The organism is Klebsiella sp. GN_Kp190 (assembly GCF_040061795.1).
GTDB classification, from domain to species: Bacteria; Pseudomonadota; Gammaproteobacteria; order Enterobacterales; family Enterobacteriaceae; genus Klebsiella; species Klebsiella michiganensis.
Genome location: NZ_JBEAFN010000034.1, coordinates 62,090 through 80,056, shown reverse-complemented (window position 1 = coordinate 80,056; position 17,967 = coordinate 62,090). Strand labels below are relative to the sequence as shown.

Annotated in this window: 14 protein-coding genes; 6 read left to right on the top strand and 8 right to left on the bottom strand. The window is 58.8% G+C overall.

Features of this window, described 5'->3' with window-relative positions; all coding sequences use genetic code 11:
* Nucleotides 1–204 precede the first annotated feature (204 nt).
* From paaX to ABLU67_RS21205, 3 genes are read left to right on the top strand one after another with little or no spacing between them, the layout of a single operon-like run.
* The gene (gene paaX, locus ABLU67_RS21215) at nt 205–1,131 is read left to right on the top strand and encodes a phenylacetic acid degradation operon negative regulatory protein PaaX (protein WP_009652999.1); all 927 of its coding nucleotides are present in this window, start codon (nt 205–207) and stop codon (nt 1,129–1,131) included.
* Between the two features lie 9 nt (nt 1,132–1,140).
* Nucleotides 1,141–1,737 carry a phenylacetic acid degradation protein PaaY gene (paaY, locus tag ABLU67_RS21210; protein ID WP_014838356.1) on the top strand — a complete coding sequence of 199 codons (597 nt, stop codon included), beginning with the start codon at nt 1,141–1,143 and terminating at the stop codon, nt 1,735–1,737.
* A gap of 8 nt (nt 1,738–1,745) precedes the next feature.
* Nucleotides 1,746–2,156, top strand: coding sequence for a GFA family protein (locus tag ABLU67_RS21205; protein ID WP_086074107.1), 411 nt, complete (start codon nt 1,746–1,748; stop codon nt 2,154–2,156).
* A 37-nt stretch (nt 2,157–2,193) separates the two neighbouring features.
* On the opposite strand, the gene azoR is transcribed toward ABLU67_RS21205, so the two are convergent.
* Nucleotides 2,194–2,799, bottom strand: a complete 606-nt coding sequence (gene azoR, locus ABLU67_RS21200) for an FMN-dependent NADH-azoreductase (protein ID WP_014229193.1) — start codon at nt 2,797–2,799, stop codon at nt 2,194–2,196.
* A gap of 204 nt (nt 2,800–3,003) precedes the next feature.
* Here azoR and hrpA point away from each other — a divergent pair, with 204 nt between their 5' ends.
* Complete coding sequence (hrpA, locus tag ABLU67_RS21195) at nt 3,004–6,906, top strand: ATP-dependent RNA helicase HrpA (RefSeq protein WP_209419960.1); 3,903 nt, start codon at nt 3,004–3,006, stop codon at nt 6,904–6,906.
* A gap of 48 nt (nt 6,907–6,954) precedes the next feature.
* Here hrpA and ABLU67_RS21190 read toward each other — a convergent pair whose 3' ends face one another.
* The 6 genes from ABLU67_RS21190 to ABLU67_RS21165 form a co-directional block, all read right to left on the bottom strand.
* The gene (locus ABLU67_RS21190) at nt 6,955–7,614 is read right to left on the bottom strand and encodes an O-methyltransferase (RefSeq protein WP_254539494.1); all 660 of its coding nucleotides are present in this window, start codon (nt 7,612–7,614) and stop codon (nt 6,955–6,957) included.
* Between the two features lie 15 nt (nt 7,615–7,629).
* On the bottom strand, nt 7,630–9,009 hold the full coding sequence (locus ABLU67_RS21185) for an efflux transporter outer membrane subunit (protein ID WP_025107915.1): 1,380 nt from the start codon (nt 9,007–9,009) through the stop codon (nt 7,630–7,632).
* Nucleotides 9,006–10,091: an HlyD family secretion protein gene (locus tag ABLU67_RS21180; RefSeq protein ID WP_014229197.1), complete on the bottom strand. Its 1,086-nt coding sequence runs from the start codon at nt 10,089–10,091 to the stop codon at nt 9,006–9,008. The genes ABLU67_RS21185 and ABLU67_RS21180 overlap by 4 nt, the downstream gene beginning before the upstream one ends.
* Before the next feature lie 22 nt (nt 10,092–10,113).
* Entirely contained in the window at nt 10,114–11,766 is a 1,653-nt protein-coding gene (locus ABLU67_RS21175; RefSeq protein ID WP_014229198.1) for an MFS transporter, read from the bottom strand.
* Complete coding sequence (locus ABLU67_RS21170; protein WP_014229199.1) at nt 11,766–12,197, bottom strand: MarR family transcriptional regulator; 432 nt, start codon at nt 12,195–12,197, stop codon at nt 11,766–11,768. The genes ABLU67_RS21175 and ABLU67_RS21170 overlap by 1 nt, the downstream gene beginning before the upstream one ends.
* Nucleotides 12,198–12,372: 175 nt before the next feature.
* Nucleotides 12,373–13,647, bottom strand: a complete 1,275-nt coding sequence (locus ABLU67_RS21165) for a Glu/Leu/Phe/Val dehydrogenase (RefSeq protein WP_014229200.1) — start codon at nt 13,645–13,647, stop codon at nt 12,373–12,375.
* A gap of 411 nt (nt 13,648–14,058) precedes the next feature.
* Here ABLU67_RS21165 and ABLU67_RS21160 point away from each other — a divergent pair, with 411 nt between their 5' ends.
* Nucleotides 14,059–14,850: a YdcF family protein gene (locus tag ABLU67_RS21160; protein WP_224384708.1), complete on the top strand. Its 792-nt coding sequence runs from the start codon at nt 14,059–14,061 to the stop codon at nt 14,848–14,850.
* 271 nt (nt 14,851–15,121) lie between these two features.
* The gene (gene aldA, locus ABLU67_RS21155) at nt 15,122–16,561 is read left to right on the top strand and encodes an aldehyde dehydrogenase (RefSeq protein WP_049080410.1); all 1,440 of its coding nucleotides are present in this window, start codon (nt 15,122–15,124) and stop codon (nt 16,559–16,561) included.
* 168 nt (nt 16,562–16,729) lie between these two features.
* Here aldA and gap read toward each other — a convergent pair whose 3' ends face one another.
* On the bottom strand, nt 16,730–17,728 hold the full coding sequence (gene gap / locus ABLU67_RS21150) for a type I glyceraldehyde-3-phosphate dehydrogenase (protein ID WP_004850532.1): 999 nt from the start codon (nt 17,726–17,728) through the stop codon (nt 16,730–16,732).
* Nucleotides 17,729–17,967 lie beyond the last annotated feature (239 nt).

The window sequence follows — 17,967 nt, the reverse complement described above, 5'->3', positions numbered from 1 at the left end:
GGTAAGGCGTTTACGCCGCGACCCGGGGAGTGTGCCGGGGTTGATGTATCAGCTCGGCCTGTTCCCGGCTCGCGCTGCGCTTAGCCGGGCTACGTATTCACCGTCGTCTGCGGGCCGGTCGCCCGGACAGGTGCGCCAGCACCGCCTCCGGGATTTCCTGTGCTATGATTCAAAAAGGACAAAAATCACAACAGAATGAATCAGATGAGTAAACTCGACACCTTTATTCAACAGGCCGTCGCCGCGATGCCCATTAGCGGGACCTCGCTTATTGCTTCTTTATACGGCGACGCCTTGCTCCAGCGCGGCGGAGAGGTCTGGCTCGGCAGCGTGGCGGCGCTGCTGGAAGGGCTCGGATTCGGCGAACGATTCGTGCGTACCGCGCTGTTCCGCCTGAATAAAGAAGAGTGGCTCGATGTGGTGCGCATTGGCCGCCGCAGCTTCTACCGCCTCAGCGACAAAGGCCTGCGCCTGACCCGCCGGGCGGAGCATAAAATCTATCGCGCCAGCGCCCCGGAGTGGGACGGTACCTGGCTACTGCTGCTGTCGGAAGGGCTGGAGAAGAGCACTCTGGCGGAAGTCAAAAAACAGCTGCTGTGGCAGGGATTTGGCGCGCTGGCGCCGAGCCTGCTGGCTTCGCCATCGCAGAAGCTGGCGGACGTGCAATCTCTGCTGCACGAAGCGGGCGTAGCGGAAAACGTTATCTGCTTCGAAGCGCATTCCCCGCTGGCGCTCTCCCGGGCGGCGCTGCGCGCTCGCGTTGAAGAGTGCTGGCATCTTACCGACCAGAACGCGATGTATGAAACGTTTATCGCCCTGTTTCGACCGCTGCTGCCGCTGCTTCGCGACTGCGAGCCCGCGGAGCTGACGCCTGAACGCTGCTTTCAAATTCAGCTCCTGCTGATTCACTTCTATCGCCGGGTGGTGCTGAAAGATCCGCTGCTGCCCGAAGAACTGCTCCCCGCGCACTGGGCCGGACAAACCGCGCGCCAGCTGTGCATCAATATTTATCAACGCGTTGCGCCCGGCGCGCTGGCGTTTGTCGGCGAGAAGGGCGAAAGCTCGGTGGGGGAACTTCCCGCGCCGGGGCCGCTCTATTTCCAGCGCTTCGGCGGGCTGTCGGGCGTATAAGGAGGCACCATGCCCATTTATCAGATTGACGGTATGACGCCGGTTGTACCGGACGAAAGCTATGTTCATCCCACCGCCGTGCTGATTGGCGACGTGATCCTCGGCAAAGGGGTCTACGTCGGCCCTAACGCCAGCCTGCGCGGCGATTTTGGCCGTATCGTGGTGAAAGATGGCGCTAACATCCAGGATAACTGCGTGATGCACGGCTTTCCCGGCCAGGACACGGTGGTGGAAGAAGAGGGACATATCGGCCACGGCGCGATTCTGCACGGCTGCACCATCGGCCGCAACGCGCTGGTGGGGATGAGCGCGGTGATTATTGACGGGGCCAGGATTGGGGAAAACAGCATCGTCGGCGCTTCGGCCTTTGTGAAAGCCAACGCTGAAATGCCCGCCAACCATCTGATTGTCGGCAGTCCGGCAAAAGCCATTCGTACATTAAGTGAACAGGAGCTGGCCTGGAAGAAGCAGGGGACGCGGGAGTATCAGGTGCTGGTGGAGCGCTGCAAACAGACGCTGCATCAGGTGGAACCGCTCAAAGAAGCAGAGTCGGACAGAAAGCGGCTGATCTTTGACGAGAATTTGCGGCCGAAATCATCATCCTGAGGGGCAAAATCATGGCAGAGAAATTATCCGCTCAGTGCCACTGCGGCGCGGTGGCGTTTACCGTTGAGCTTAGCGATGGTTTCAACACCGTTCGCCGCTGTAACTGTTCATATTGCCGGATGCGTGGGGCGGTTGCGGTCTCCGCGCCGCTTTCAGGAATAGAGGTGGTGCGCGGACGGGATAAGCTCACGGAGTATCGTTTTAATACCGGTCAAGCCGTGCACTTTTTCTGCTCGGTATGCGGGATCTACACCTTTCATCAGCGGCGTTCAAACCCGCAGCAGTACGGCGTGAATGTGGCCTGCATTGACGGCGTGTCGCCCTTCGATTTTCCCTGCGTGGAGGTCAACGACGGCGTGAATCATCCGAAAGATGGCGGCGGTGGCGTGGTGGGGTATTTGCGCTACGAGAAAAAATGAAACTCTCCTCCCGCCGGGAAGCGGGAGGAGTCAACTCTTACGCGGCTACAACGCTGTCGATAGCGGCTTTCGCATCAGACTGCGCTTTCGCTGCGACTTCCGGGCCGTAGGCGATGCCTTCAGCAAACACGAAGTTCACATCGGTAATGCCGATAAAGCCGAGGAAGGTGGAGAGGTAAGGGGTCACCAGATCGGTCGGGGTATCTTTATGGATACCGCCGCGGCTGGTGACGACAACCGCACGTTTACCTTTCACCAGACCTTCCGGCCCTTTCTCGGTGTAGCGGAAGGTCACGCCAGCGCGCGCCACCAGGTCGAAGTAGTTTTTCAGCTGGGTCGGGATGTTGAAGTTGTACATCGGCGCCGCGATAACAATCACATCGTTCGCCTGCAGTTCAGCGATCAGTTCGTCAGAAAGCGCCAGCGCTTCCTGCTGACGCGGCGTCAGCGGCGCGTCGCTCGGACGCAGAGCGCCAACCAGCTCACCGTCCAGTACCGGAATTGGGTTTGCAGCCAGGTCGCGCACGGTGATAACGTCTTCCGCGTGCTTTTCACGCCATTGTTCAACAAAATAGTCGGACAGCTGACCAGATTGCGAGTACCCTGCCAGAATACTGGATTTCAGAACTAATACTTTGCTCATGGGTGTTTCCTTTTTTAATGTGATTGACGGGCCGATGCCCTGGTGCTTGTTGACACTCTATTCACAATCATGCCACAGAGAAAGCGCAATAAATCGAACTCTGTATTCAGTTTTTTTGAACAAGGCACGAAATGCGCGGATGTGGTACTCTAACGCAATACTTCAAAAGAGATTTTTCCCGGCAGTGCGCTGCCCGATAACGCTATGACAGAACAACAAAAAATAACCTTCTCATCGCTCTTTGAACGGCTTGATGGCCTGATGCTGCGCGATAAGTCGCGCTTCGCCCGTCGCCTGCACGGCGTGAAGAAGGTTAAAAATCCTGATGCCCAACAGGCCATTCTTCAGGAGATGGCGCAAGAAATTGAACAGGCGGCAGGGAGAGTCCTGCTGCGCGAAGCCGCGCGGCCGGCGATCGCTTATCCGGAAAACCTGCCGGTTAGCCAGAAAAAACAGGAGATTCTCGAAGCCGTTCGCGATCACCAGGTGGTAATTGTGGCGGGGGAAACCGGGTCGGGGAAAACCACCCAGCTGCCAAAAATTTGTATGGAGCTGGGGCGCGGCGTTAAAGGCTTAATTGGCCATACGCAGCCGCGTCGCCTGGCCGCGCGTACCGTCGCCAACCGTATCGCCGAAGAGCTGCAAACGGAGCCCGGCGGCTGCATCGGCTATAAAGTTCGCTTTAGCGACCACGTCAGCGATAACACCATGGTTAAGCTGATGACCGACGGTATTCTGCTGGCGGAAATCCAGCAGGACCGACTGCTGATGCAGTATGACACCATCATTATCGATGAAGCGCACGAACGCAGCCTCAATATCGACTTCCTGCTGGGTTATTTGCGGGAACTGCTGCCCCGTCGCCCGGATCTGAAAATTATTATCACCTCGGCGACCATCGACCCGGAACGCTTCTCGCGCCACTTTAACAACGCCCCGATTATCGAAGTGTCCGGGCGCACCTACCCGGTAGAAGTGCGCTATCGACCCATCGTTGAAGACGCCGACGACACCGAGCGCGATCAGCTGCAGGCGATTTTCGACGCCGTTGATGAGCTCGGGCGTGAAAGCCCCGGCGATATCCTCATTTTTATGAGCGGCGAGCGCGAAATTCGCGATACCGCCGATGCGCTCAATAAGCTGAATCTGCGCCATACCGAAGTGCTGCCGCTGTATGCGCGACTGTCCAACAGCGAACAGAATCGCGTGTTCCAGGCCCACAGCGGGCGGCGGATAGTGCTGGCCACCAACGTCGCGGAAACCTCGCTGACCGTGCCGGGCATCAAGTACGTTATCGATCCAGGCACCGCGCGTATCAGCCGCTACAGCTTCCGGACCAAAGTACAGCGCCTGCCGATTGAGCCGGTTTCCCAGGCGTCGGCTAACCAGCGCAAGGGCCGCTGCGGCCGCGTCTCCGAAGGGATCTGTATTCGTCTTTATTCTGAAGACGACTTCCTGTCGCGTCCGGAGTTTACCGACCCGGAGATTCTGCGCACCAACCTGGCGTCGGTTATTCTGCAAATGACCGCGCTCGGGCTCGGCGATATTGCCGCGTTCCCGTTCGTTGAAGCGCCGGACAAACGCAATATTCAGGACGGCGTGCGCCTGCTGGAAGAGCTGGGAGCGATTACCACTGACGAACAGCAGACCGCCTATAAGCTGACGCCGATGGGCCGCCAGCTGAGCCAGCTACCGGTGGACCCGCGTCTGGCGCGCATGGTGCTGGAAGCGCAAAAACACGGCTGCGTGCGCGAGGCGATGATTATCACCTCGGCGCTCTCTATTCAGGATCCGCGCGAGCGGCCAATGGACAAGCAGCAGGCGTCCGACGAGAAACACCGCCGCTTCCACGACAAAGAGTCCGACTTCCTGGCGTTCGTCAACCTGTGGAACTACCTGGGCGAGCAGCAAAAAGCGCTCTCCTCGAACCAGTTCCGCCGCCAGTGCCGGGTCGATTTTCTCAACTACCTGCGCGTGCGCGAGTGGCAGGATATCTACACCCAGCTGCGTCAGGTGGTCAAAGAGCTCGGCCTGCCGGTCAATAGCGAGCCGGCGGAGTATCGCGAAATTCACACCGCGCTGCTGACCGGTCTGCTGTCGCACATCGGTATGAAAGACGCCGACAAGCAGGAGTTTACCGGCGCGCGCAACGCCCGCTTCTCCATCTTCCCCGGATCGGGGCTGTTTAAAAAGCCGCCGAAATGGACGATGGTCGCCGAACTGGTGGAAACCAGCCGCCTGTGGGGGCGCATCGCCGCGCGCATTGAGCCGGAGTGGGTCGAGCCGGTGGCGCAGCATCTGATCAAACGCTCGTACAGCGAACCCCACTGGGAGCGCGGGCAGGGCGCGGTGATGGCGACGGAGAAGGTGACCGTTTACGGCCTGCCGATTGTCGCTGCCCGCAAGGTCAACTACAGCCAGATTGACCCGGCGCTGTGCCGCGAGCTGTTTATCCGCCACGCGCTGGTGGAGGGCGACTGGCAGACTCGCCACGCTTTCTTCCGCGAAAACCTGAAGCTGCGCAACGAAATTGAAGAGCTGGAGCATAAATCGCGCCGTCGCGACATTCTCGTCGATGACGAAACGCTGTTTGAGTTCTACGACCAGCGCATCAGCCATGACGTCATCTCCGCGCGCCACTTTGATAAATGGTGGAAGCAGGCCAGCCGCGAGACGCCGGATCTGCTCAACTTTGAAAAGAGCATGCTGATTAAGGAAGGCGCGGAGCAGGTCAGCAAGCTCGACTATCCGAACTTCTGGCATCAGGGCAACCTCAAGCTGCGTCTGACCTATCAGTTCGAGCCGGGCGCCGACGCCGACGGCGTGACGGTGCATATTCCGCTGCCGCTGCTCAACCAGGTGGAAGAGGCCGGGTTTGAGTGGCAGATCCCGGGGCTGCGCCGGGAGCTGGTTATTGCCCTGATTAAATCGCTGCCGAAGCCGGTGCGCCGCAATTTTGTCCCAGCGCCAAACTACGCGGAAGCGTTTCTCGGCCGCGCGACGCCGCTGGAGCTGCCGCTGCTGGATTCACTGGAGCGCGAGCTGCGGCGGATGACCGGCGTGACTATCGACCGCGAGGCCTGGCAATGGGATCAGGTGCCCGATCACCTGAAAATCACTTTCCGGGTGGTGGACGAGAAAAACAAGAAGCTGCAGGAAGGGCGTTCGCTGCAGGATCTGAAAGATGCGCTGAAAGGTAAGGTGCAGGAGACGCTGTCCGCGGTCGCCGATGACGGTATCGAGCAGAGCGGGCTGCATATCTGGAGCTTTGGCCGGCTTCCGGAGAGCTACGAGCAGAAGCGCGGCAACTATAAAGTTAAGGCCTGGCCGGCGCTGGTGGACGAACGCGACAGCGTGGCCATCAAGCTGTTTGATAATCCGCTGGAGCAGCAGCAGGAGATGTGGCGCGGACTGCGCCGCCTGCTGCTGCTGAATATCCCGTCGCCGATAAAGTATCTGCACGAAAAGCTGCCGAATAAAGCCAAGCTGGGGCTCTATTTCAACCCCTACGGTAAAGTGCTGGATCTGATCGATGACTGCATCGCCTGCGGCGTGGATAAGCTGATTGACGAAGCGGGTGGCCCGGTATGGAGCGAAGAGGGCTTTGCCGCGCTGCATGAAAAGGTGCGCGCCGAGCTGAACGAGACGGTAGTGGACATTGCCAAACAGGTCGAGCAGATCCTGACCGCGGTCTTTAACGTCAACAAACGCCTGAAAGGGCGCGTGGATATGACCATGGCGCTGGGGCTGTCGGATATCAAATCGCAGATGAGCGGGCTGGTGTATCGCGGTTTCGTCACCGGTAACGGCTTCCGCCGCCTTGGGGACACGCTGCGCTATCTGCAGGCGATTGAAAAACGGCTGGAGAAAATGGCCATCGATCCGCACCGCGACCGCGCGCAGATGCTTAAAGTGGAGAGCATCCAGCAGGCGTGGCAGCAGTGGCTGAATAAGCTGCCGCCTCAGCGCCGTCAGGATGACGACGTGCAGGAGATCCGCTGGATGATTGAAGAGCTGCGCGTCAGCCTGTTCGCCCAGCAGCTCGGCACGCCGTATCCGATTTCCGACAAGCGGGTACTGCAGGCAATGGAGCAGATTACGGCCTAGGCCGCCGCTTTCCCCGGTGGCGCAGGCTGCCGGGGAAGGTGGATAACGTCAGGCGTTCACCCATGCGAGGGTGAACCCATCCCAGCCTTTGCTGCCCACGGTTTGCAGCGCCGTGACCGTCAGTCGCGGGTCGCTGCCCATCATGTCGATAAACGCTCTGACGCCCTGCACCCGGTCATCCGCGCTCTCCGGATTCGTCACTTCGCCATCGCGCACCACGTTATCGCCCACAATCACTGTCCCCGGACGGGAATAGCGTAACGCCCAGCGCAGATAGTGGGGATTATTGGGCTTATCCGCATCGATAAAAATGAGATCGAACGGCGGGCGCTCTCCCAGCTTTTCGAGGCTGGCCAGCGCCGGACCTTCCAGCACCGCAACGCGATCGTCCACGCCCGCCAGGCGCAGGTTCTCGCGGGCGACGGCGGCATGGTGCGCGTCGGCCTCCAGGGTAAGTAATTCGCCATCGGCGGGCAATTCTCTGGCCATCCAGATGGTGCTGTAGCCGCCGAGCGTGCCAATCTCGAGGATGCGTCTGGCGCCCGTCATGCGCACCAGCAGGGCCAGAAACTGCCCCTGATTAGCGGCAACGTCGATAGCCGGAAGCCCGGCGCGCTGGTTATTCTCCAGAACCTGGCTGAGTAGCGGATCGGTGGGGATTAACGCTGTCACGAGATAATTATCTACTGCCGACCACTGTTGTTGCATGTCAGGTTTCCCGTATTACATCCCTGATGAATCAGACCAGCCGCCTCCCAGCGACCGGTACAAATCAACTTGCGCCAGCAGCAGGTTGTTTTTCACCTGTACCACGCTGAGCTGGGTGGAAAACAGCGTGCGCTGGGCGTCCAGCACGTCCAGATAGGAAGAGTAGCCGTTGCGATAGCGGTTTTGCGCGATGCGCAGCGTCTCCTGGGCCACCTTCTCCTGCGCCTGCAGCTCCGCCAGCTGCTCGCCGTAGCGGCCGATGGCATCGAGACTGTCATTCACCTCTTTAAACGCGCCGCGTACCGTTTTCTCATAGCTAAACAGCGCCTGATTGCGCTGGGCCATCGAAACGTCCACCTGGGCATTCAGCGCCTGGCGGTTGAGCAGCGGCGCCAGAATGCTGCCGCCGAGGCTCCATAAGCGTAGCGGATTATCCAGCAGGTCGGGCAGGGTGCGATCCTGCAGGCTGCCGGTGGCGGTAAGGTTAATGGACGGCAGCAGCTGCGCCTGCGATGACGCCAGGGTGGCGTCGGCGGCCACCAGCTGACGCTGGGCCTGAACGATATCCGGTCGGCGGTTGAGCAGGGTTGACGGCAGCTGGGAAGGTAGCGATAGCGGCGACAGCTGCGCGAACGCGTTGCGCTTAACGGCGTCCGGATTGGCGCCGAGCAGAAGGCTGAGCGCATTTTCCTGCTGGGCGATTTGGTGGCGCAGCGGCGGAATTTGCGCGCGCGTGGAGCGCAGTTCGGAGTCCGCCTGCATCAGCTCCAGGCGTGAGGTATAGCCCGTCTCAAACTGGCGCTTCGCCAGGTTGAAGGCATCTTCGCGCGATTTTAACGTTTGCTGCGTCACCCGCAGCTGTTCATCCAGCGAGAGCAGGGTGATATAGCCGGCCGCTACCGAAGAGGCGACGGTCAGATTCGCCGCTGCGGCAGCCGCCTTTTGCGCCTCCAGGCTGGCTTGCGCCGCGCTGGCGGCGCTGCGGTTTACTCCCCAGAGATCAACATCGTAGCTGGCGGTTAGCGCGCCTTTATACACCGTACTGTGGACCGGCAGGCCGGTAGCGGCCGACTGTGACCGCGCGCGGGTGCCGGTCAATCCGGCGTCAAGGGAGGGAAACAGGCTGCTATCGGCGGCGTAAGCCCGCGCCTGGTACTCGTTGACCCGTTCGCGGGCTATCAGCACGTCGCTGTTGTAGCGCAGCGCCTGGTCAACGTAGAGATTGAGCGTACTGTCGTGGAAGTTGCGCCACCACACGCCCTCAACCGGGCTGGAGGGGCCGACATCCGCCCGCCAGGCGGCGGGGATCTGCAGCCCGGGCGCGGCCCGTTGAACGTCGGCGGACTGGCAGCCGGCCAGCGCAAGCATAACGGCGAGAGCGAGCGGACGGATCATTGCTGCTCCTCCGCGCGGGTATCGATGGTGACCTGCACCGACATGCCCGGCCGCAGGCGCTGGCCGTTTTTCTGCCCCTCATCAACGGCGATGCGTACCGGAATGCGCTGGGCGATTTTGACAAAGTTACCGGTGGCGTTATCCGGCGAAATAGCACTGAACTCCACGCCGGTCGCCGGGGAGATGCTCTGCACCGTACCGGTGAATTTCTCGCTGTTCAGCGCATCCACGGTAAAGGTCACCGGCTGTCCGACGCGCACCTGGGCCAACTGGGTCTCTTTCAGGTTAGCGATCAGCCAGTGCTGCGGCGGCACCAGCGAGGTCAAATGCGTCCCGGCGGTCACGTATGCGCCAAGGCGAACGGAGATTTGCCCAAGCTGACCGTCCGTCGGCGCGATAATACGGGTGTTTTGCAGGTCTATCTGCGCCAGCTCCAGCGCGGCTTTCGCATTGGCGACGTCGGCGAGCAGCGAGTCACGATTAACGATGGTTGATTGCAAATCCTGGCGCGACATCTCCAGCGTTGCTTTGGCCTGCTCGATATCCGCGGTGCCCTGCGCCGCGCTGGCGCGGGCGGAATCGCGTTCGCGAATCGATAACGAGCCGTCGGCGGTCAGCTCCTGAACGCGTTTTAAATCCGCCTGGGTTTTCAGATTCTGCGCGCGGGCGTTTTGCAGCGCCGCTTCGTTACGGGTGATGACCGCTTCGGCGCTTTTACGCTGCTGCTGATTGTTCTTCAGCGCCGCCTCTTTCATCGCCAGCTGAGCTTCCGCCTGATGGACGCGCTGCTTATAGATGCGGTCGTCGATTTGAAACAGCACGTCGCCGGCTTTTACCTGATTAAAATCCTGGACCTTAACCTCGGTGATATAACCGTTGACCTGCGGGCTGATAAACGTAGTTTGCCCGCGAACGTAGGCGTTATCGGTAAACTGGCTTTCTCGGGTAAACGGCGGCAGCTGCCAGGCGTAGAGAATAACCAGTACGCCAACGATGCCAATGGCGGCGGCGGTAAAAATAGAGACGATGCGAATATTATTTCGGGTATTGGCCTGCTGTTTGGCCGCATCCTGCTGACTCATAATAACTCCAGAGTGAAAATTTTTATTTGCTTCCCGTCGCGCGCTTCAGCGCGATACGAGCGGTAATACGTAATCTTATTAAGCGCCAGAAAACCCATACCAGCGTGGCGGCTGAAATCGCCGCCGTCAGCAGATAGGTATCATTGTAAGCGAGAATATTGGCCTGCAGGGTGGCGGCGTTTTGCAGCAGCGTGGTGGCCTGAACGTTGAGCAACGTGCTGTCGCCAATCTGGCTTTGATACATCTGGCTGTACTGCTGCAAACGCTCGGTAATCAGCGGATTGAGCGTGGTAAGCTGATCGGCGAGCTGGCTGGAGTGAAACTTCTCCCGCCAGGTCTGAAAGGTGCCGAGAATAGCGGAACCCAGCAGGCCGCCGATATTCTGGCTCATGCCGAACAGCACCGAGAAGCTCACCAGGTTGCGCTGGTCGGCAATGACGCCGCCAATCCCCGCCAGCATCGCCGGGGCGAGGAAAAAGGCGCTGCCGAAGCCCAGCAGAAACTGGCTGAACATCAGCTGCTCCGGTCGCGTGAGGATCGTCGACTGGCTGTCGAGCAGCGAGGCAACCATAATCAACGCCAGCGCCGTGGCGGTGGGCCAGTAGAGGCGCTGCGGGTTGAGCGTCAGGCAACTGGCGACGATGCCGCAGACGATCCCGGCAAAAATTGACCATGCCAGGTTGGTCATCTGTTCATTCTGCAAACCGACGTACTGCAGCCAGCCGATAACGCCGGTATTCTGCTCCGCCAGCACGATGCGGATCAGCAGCATAATCAGCCCGAGGCGCAGAATACTGCCGCTGGAGAGCCATTTGATATTGAGCAGCGGGTTGCTGCGGTTATGCTCAAAGGCAATCGCGGAGACAATCAGCACCACCGCGCCCGCCAGCGCCCAGCCGATCCACGGCGCTTCAAACCACCAGTCCAGCCGTCCCAGCGACAGCACCGCGGTGACCAGCGCCATCCCCGGCGCCAGCAGGAAGAAGGTGATGAAGTCTTTCTTCTCAAACACCTTTTTACGATCGCTTGGCGGCAGCTTGAGGGCAATCACGCAGGCCAGCGACACCAGCGCCAGCCCCAGCTCAAAGAAGTACAGCCCGCGCCATTCGTCGATTTGCAGCAGCTCGGTTGAGAACAGGCGCGCCAGCGGGATCGCCAGGGATGAACCGGTGATGCCGATGGTCAGCGCTTTGAGCCGATGGCGGGCGGGCCAGGCCTGCACCTGATAATAAATCCCCAGCGAGCTTAGCGCTGCGGCCACCATGCCGTGGGCGGCGCGCACCATCAGCGCTGAACTGAGGTCGTTGACGAACAGGTGGAAAAAGGTCACCAGCACGTAGAGAACGAGAAAACCCTCGGTAAAAGCGCGCAGGCCGAACTGCTGGCGAAACTTCACCAGCAGCAGGTTGATGGAGACGTTGGTCATCACGTAGACCGCCGGGAGCCAGGCAATCTCGGTTGACCAGGCGGCAAAGGTACCCTGCAACAGCTGCAGATTGGCGGTCACCACCGCGTTGCCGAGCGCGCCCGTCAGGCAGACCAGCAGCCCGACGATCCCGTAGGCAATACGTTTTGGCGTACTGTGGATGGGGGTCGACGGCGAGCCGAGGATCGCCGGTTTTTCGTGCGGGGCCCAGTCGTGAGGAACATAGGGATTAGCGTGACGACGCGGCATTATTTTTTCTCAACCTCGCGCAGCAGCTTCTCCAGTACCCGTTGCGTCTGCCGCTGCTCTTCGGGGGTAATGGCGGTAAGGATCTCCTCCCGCAAATCATCGGCCACCGTTTTCACCTGCTGATACACCTCAAGACCTTTGGCGGTAGCGATCAGCAGTCGTTTACGCTTGTCGCGTTCGGTTTTCACCCGCTCGACCAGACCGAGATCGACCAGCCGGTTGAGCAGCGGTACGAGGGTTGCGCTTTCGACGCCCAGCTCCTGGGCCAGTTCGCTTTGCGATAGCGGCTTTTCGTTGCGCGCGATGGCGGAAACGGCGACCCAGCTGGCCTGGCTCATGCCGAGGTCCTTGAGCCGACGGTTGACCGCCAGGCGCCAGTGGTGGGCGGTCAGATATAAAAGATGGGAAAAGTTAAGCTGTCGGTTATCCATAGGTCAGTCTGCAATATCGTTAGAGCTCTAATGATTTTTGCCTGACCAGAACGAGAATTCAAGCCTGATTGATAAAAACAGGTTAACGGTATGTGCGTTTATTGTGGAAGAAGCTTTGGGAGGGGGGAAGAGAGTTCTGGTCTCAGCCCGGTATTAACCGGGCTGAGAAGGGAGATTATCCCGGATAAATACCGCGATCTTTACGCGCCATCAGAATTCGCTCACAGGCCACGATATAGGCGGCGGTACGTAAAGAGCACGCTTTTTCCACCGCTTTTTCGTAAACGTGAACGATCGCATCGGTCATGATACGGTCCATTTTGGCGTTGATCTCTTCTTCGCTCCAGAAGAAGCTGGCCATATCCTGCACCCATTCGAAGTAGCTCACGGTGACGCCGCCGGCATTACAAATAACGTCCGGCACCACCACGATGCCGCGCTCGGCCAGCACGTCGTCCGCTTCCGGATAGGTCGGGCCGTTAGCGCCTTCAAGCACCAGTTTGCAGCTGAGGGTTTCCGCGCGCTCGCGCGTAATCTGACCTTCCAGCGCCGCCGGGATCAGAATATCCATCGGCGTCGTCCAGAACGCTTCTTTGTCAATTTCGCGGGCGCCCGGGAAGCCGGCAATTTGCTTGTTCTCCGCCTGCCATGCGGTCAGCGCGGCCATATCAATGCCGCCCTCGTTATACAGCGTGGCGGTGTGGTCCTGAATCACCACAATCCGCGCGCCGACGCCCGCGAACAGGCGGGCCGCTTCGCTGCCCACGTTACCAAAACCCTGCAGCGCGACTTTGGCACCCTCGATTTCGATACCGCTGCGGCGAGCCACTTCACGACCGGTGACGAATACGCCGCGGCCGGTGGCTTTTTCACGGCCCAGCGAACCGCCGAGGTGAATAGGCTTGCCGGTGACCACGCCGGTGATGGTGGTGCCGTGGTTCATGGAGTAAGTATCCATCATCCAGGCCATCACTTTACCGTTGGTACCAACGTCCGGCGCCGGAATATCTTTTTGCGGCCCGATGATAATGCCGATCTCGCTGGTATAACGACGGGTCAAACGTTCCAGTTCACCCTCTGATAGTGAGAACGGGTCGACGCGGATACCGCCCTTGGCGCCGCCGTAGGGAATATTGACTGCCGCACACTTGATGGTCATCCAGGCTGAAAGCGCCATCACTTCATTCAAATCGACATCCGGATGGTAGCGCACGCCGCCTTTACCCGGTCCACGCGAGAGGTTGTGCTGGACGCGGTAGCCTTCGAAGTGGCGGATAGTGCCATCATCCATTTGTACCGGAATATCAACGATCAGCGCGCGTTTCGGATGGCGCAGGGTTTCGATCCAGTAGGCGAGATCGCCGAGATAGGGCGCAACGCGATCGATTTGACGCAGGTAGGTGGTCCATGGAGATGTACTACTTTCAGAAGCGTAAGATAACTTTTCCATAAGAGTCCTGTTTCGCAGTGATAATTATTTTGTTAACCGTGGAAAGGTACAGCTATAAACTCTGTAACGAGAATGTTATCACCAATTTAATGGGACGGTATTTGGCAAAAATGCAGAATATGCTGTCGTTGCGGCTGGGGTTCGGCTTTTTATGAATAAAAAAACGGAAAACAAGGCCATCAATGGATGAATATGCACCTTTGTGCATTAAAGCCGTAGTTGTGACCCTTTATCTCTATTTATCAGAATCTTGACCCTCTTCAAAAAGTGAATAAAACGCTATGTATATGTGTTGACTTTGTTGCTTAACGGGCGTGGGTATTCTGTTCGCACTTTATTACCCCAAAGTACGCTGTACCGTCTAAGATGGTGGCCGTTAATGTCAGGCTAAGAACGCTAAAAGGAGAGAACATGTCAGAGCATTTTCCATCGCTGCCGGAGGCGGTACTGGCCGCGGCGAATCAGCTGGGGGCCTGGCTGGCGCAGGATGATTTACCGCAGGATCCGCAAATAGAGCTGGTGGTGCTGGCAGGCAATGCGGTGATCCCGACCATTGATTTCGCCTGCCGGCTGGCAGCGCATCACGCCGTTCCTCTGCTGATCAGCGGCGGTATCGGCCACTCCACCTCGTTTTTATACCAGTCGGTGTTGAATGACCCGCGCTACAGCACCATTCCGGTAGACGATCGCGCCGAGGCGCATATTCTGGCCGACATTGCCCATCAGTTCTGGGCGATTCCGCGCCAACGAATCGTGGTGGAAGACCGCTCCACCAACTGCGGCGAGAACGCGCGCTTTACCCGGCAGATGCTTGAGGAGAGGGGCATTGCGCACCGTACGGGCGTGGTGGTTCAGGATCCGACCATGCAGCGCAGAACGATGGCGACGTTTGCCCGCGTCTGGCAAGACGCCCCGCGAGTGCCGACGTGGTACAGCACGCCGGGGTGCGCGGCGGTATTGCGTAACGGGCGTGACGGCGTCACGTTTGGCGGGGAAGATGCGGGTCTGTGGCCGGTGGGGCGCTATCTGGCGCTAATCCTCGGTGAACTGCCGCGGCTGGCGGATAACCCGCAGGGCTACGGCCCCCTGGGTAAGGGATTTATCGCTCATGTGGATATTCCGCCGCACATCGCTCAGGCGTGGCAGACGCTGCGCGACGACCGCCTGCTCTCCGATGCACTAAGCGCGCGTCAGCTGGCTTAGGGAATGGCGCGGCATGCCATGATAGCCAGCCCGCGTTTCCCCTTCGAACGCAGGACCTATTAGCCGGTAACTCTCATCCTGCCCGTTTGCGTTAGCGATATCGCAAACGGGCATCATCTGTTATTGAATTGTGATTTTTTACGCCCCGGATTGCTCCGTTTTTATGAAATATCTCACAAAAACAAGCGCTCATGCTGTCCCTTTGCCTGATGGGCGATAATTTTTAACATCTAGTTCACCTGTTAAAAACAATAATCCTGAGGAGCAGACCATGACAGCACCCGTTCAACACCCTATGTATATTGACGGCCAGTTTGAACCCGGCCGCGGTGATGCATGGATTGATGTGATCAATCCGGCGACGGAAGCGCTGCTTTCGCGTATTCCCGACGGCAGCGCGGAAGATGCCCGGCGCGCGATTCTGGCCGCTGAGCGCGCGCAGCCGGGCTGGGAAGCCCTGCCGGCGATTGAACGAGCGGGGTGGCTGCGCAAAATCGCTGCCGGTATCCGCGAGCGGGCCGAAGAGATCGCCGCGCTGATCGTCGCCGAGGGCGGAAAAATACAGCAGCTGGCCGCGGTGGAGGTCTCCTTTACCGCCGATTATCTGGATTATATGGCCGAATGGGCGCGCCGTTATGAAGGTGAAATTGTACAGAGCGACCGGCCGGGGGAAAATATTCTGGTATTCAAGCGCGCGCTGGGCGTGACCACCGGCATTCTGCCGTGGAATTTTCCATTCTTCCTGATTGCCCGCAAGCTGGCGCCGGCGCTCATTACCGGTAATACCATCGTGATTAAACCGAGTGAATTTACGCCGAATAACGCCATCGCTTTTGCGCAAATCGTCCATGATATCGGCCTGCCGAAAGGGGTCTTTAACCTGGTGCTGGGGCGCGGCGAAACCGTGGGCCAGGAGCTGGCGAGCAATCCGAAAGTGGCGATGGTCAGCATGACCGGCAGCGTTGCCGCGGGCGAGAAGATTATGGCCGCGGCGGCGAAAAACATCACCAAAGTGTGTCTGGAGCTGGGCGGTAAAGCGCCCGCTATCGTGATGGACGATGCGGATCTTGAGCTGGCGGTTAAGGCAGTGGTGGATTCTCGCGTAATTAATAGCGGGCAGGTGTGTAACTGCGTTGAGCGCGTATATGTGCAAAAGGGCATTTACGATCGCTTCGTTAACCGTCTGGGCGAAGCGCTGAAGGCGGTGCAGTTTGGCGATCCGGCGTCTCGCGACGATATCGCAATGGGACCGTTGATTAACGCCGCCGCGCTGGAGCGCGTGGAGCAGAAGGTGGCGAAAGCGGTGGCCCAGGGCGCGCGCGTCGTCCTGGGTGGGAAAGCGGTGACGGGTAAGGGCTATTTCTATCCGCCGACGCTGCTGCTGGACGTGCGCCAGGAGATGGATATCGTGCATGAAGAGACGTTCGGCCCGGTGCTGCCGGTGGTGGCGTTTGATACCCTTGAAGAGGCGCTGGCGATGGCCAACGATAGCGATTACGGGCTGACGTCGTCAATCTATACCCGCGATTTGAACGTCGCGATGAAGGCGATCAAAGGGTTGAAGTTTGGTGAAACCTATATTAACCGCGAGAACTTCGAAGCGATGCAGGGTTTCCATGCCGGATGGCGTAAATCGGGCATCGGCGGCGCCGACGGGCGTCATGGTCTGAATGAGTATCTGCAAACCCAGGTGGTCTATCTGCAGGTCTGAGTCAGCAGAAGACAGGTGGGCTTCCCGGAGGCGATGCTGCGCATCTGTCCGGGCTACCCAGCCCGCAGACCGCCTCCCGGGTCGCGGCTGACGCCTTACCCGAGCTACCCAAACGCAGGCCGCACGTACCTGTAGCCCGGGCAAGGCGCGTTGCGCCGCCCCCGGGATTTATTTGGCGAACTTATCCAGCACGCGGATAAGCTGGGTAACGAAGCCATACTCGTTATCGTACCAGGAGACGGTTTTCACCAGCTGGAGATCGCCAACCTCGGCAATCTCCAGCTGCGTGGCGTCATAAATGGAACCGAAATGGCTGCCAATCACGTCCGACGAGACGATCTCCTCTTCGGTGTAACCGAATGATTCGTTGTTCGTCGCCGCGTTTTTCATCGCCTGATTGACTTCTTCGGCGGAGACCTTTTTCTCCAGCACCGACACCAGCTCAGTCACCGACCCGGTTTTCGTCGGCACGCGCTGGGCGTGGCCCTTCAGCTTGCCGCTAAGCGCTGGAATAACCAGCCCGATAGCTTTCGCCGCCCCGGTTGTATGCGGAATGATATTTTCCGCCGCCGCGCGGGAAGCGCGTAGATCTTTGCCGCGGGGGCCGTCAACCAGCGATTGCGTACCGGTATAGGCGTGAATCGTGGTCATGGTCCCCACCTTAATACCAAAGGCGTCATTCAGCACTTTCGCCATCGGCGCCAGGCAGTTGGTGGTGCAGGAGGCCACGGAAATAATCGTATCGTTTGCCTCCAGCGTGTCGTCGTTAACGTTATAGACAATGGTTTTCATATCGCCAGCGGGCGCGGAGATAAGCACTTTTTTAGCGCCGGCGGTCAGATGAGCTTGCGCTTTTTCCGCGGAGGTATAAAAACCCGTACACTCGACAATCAGCTCGGCGCCGACCGCTTTCCACGGAATATGCTGAGCCTCTTTTTCGGCATAAACGGTAATTTTTTTGCCGTCAACGATAAGCGCATCTTCAGTAAAATCGACGCTCCACGGGAAAGGTCCGTAGTTAGAATCATGCTTAAGCAGGTAGGCCAGTACCTTAGGGGAGGTGAGGTCGTTGATGGCGACGACCTCTAAAGGACTATTAACCTCCAGTAATCGGCGCAGTACTAAACGTCCAATACGCCCAAATCCATTAATCCCGAGTTTACTCATGAAGAATCTCCAGGTCAGTTGAACTGTCAGGTGAAAACTTCTCCAGGCTTAGTTCAGCTGGCGGAATAGGGCAACCAACGATTTTTCCGGCGCCGTTAAATGCTGATAAAAACGCGTACGGAAAAGTGAATAAATTCGGCGGGTTGTGGGCGGGGCGTTAAGGGTTAATAATTTTTTGTTTCAGCTTTATACGCCGCGGGCATATTGGCAAGGGGTTGAAAAGATGGGCCCGGGAAGGG

What these genes read in the sequence shown, in the direction of transcription:
- ABLU67_RS21165 (WP_014229200.1), bottom strand. Translation starts at nt 13,647, where the DNA reads ATGGAAAAGTTATCTTACGCTTCTGAAAGTAGTACATCTCCATGGACC.
- ABLU67_RS21175 (WP_014229198.1), bottom strand. Translation starts at nt 11,766, where the DNA reads ATGCCGCGTCGTCACGCTAATCCCTATGTTCCTCACGACTGGGCCCCG.
- ABLU67_RS21185 (WP_025107915.1), bottom strand. Translation starts at nt 9,009, where the DNA reads ATGATCCGTCCGCTCGCTCTCGCCGTTATGCTTGCGCTGGCCGGCTGC.
- paaY (WP_014838356.1), top strand. Translation starts at nt 1,141, where the DNA reads ATGCCCATTTATCAGATTGACGGTATGACGCCGGTTGTACCGGACGAA.
- aldA (WP_049080410.1), top strand. Translation starts at nt 15,122, where the DNA reads ATGACAGCACCCGTTCAACACCCTATGTATATTGACGGCCAGTTTGAA.
- azoR (WP_014229193.1), bottom strand. Translation starts at nt 2,799, where the DNA reads ATGAGCAAAGTATTAGTTCTGAAATCCAGTATTCTGGCAGGGTACTCG.
- ABLU67_RS21180 (WP_014229197.1), bottom strand. Translation starts at nt 10,091, where the DNA reads ATGAGTCAGCAGGATGCGGCCAAACAGCAGGCCAATACCCGAAATAAT.
- paaX (WP_009652999.1), top strand. Translation starts at nt 205, where the DNA reads ATGAGTAAACTCGACACCTTTATTCAACAGGCCGTCGCCGCGATGCCC.
- ABLU67_RS21190 (WP_254539494.1), bottom strand. Translation starts at nt 7,614, where the DNA reads ATGCAACAACAGTGGTCGGCAGTAGATAATTATCTCGTGACAGCGTTA.
- hrpA (WP_209419960.1), top strand. Translation starts at nt 3,004, where the DNA reads ATGACAGAACAACAAAAAATAACCTTCTCATCGCTCTTTGAACGGCTT.
- gap (WP_004850532.1), bottom strand. Translation starts at nt 17,728, where the DNA reads ATGAGTAAACTCGGGATTAATGGATTTGGGCGTATTGGACGTTTAGTA.
- ABLU67_RS21160 (WP_224384708.1), top strand. Translation starts at nt 14,059, where the DNA reads ATGTCAGAGCATTTTCCATCGCTGCCGGAGGCGGTACTGGCCGCGGCG.
- ABLU67_RS21170 (WP_014229199.1), bottom strand. Translation starts at nt 12,197, where the DNA reads ATGGATAACCGACAGCTTAACTTTTCCCATCTTTTATATCTGACCGCC.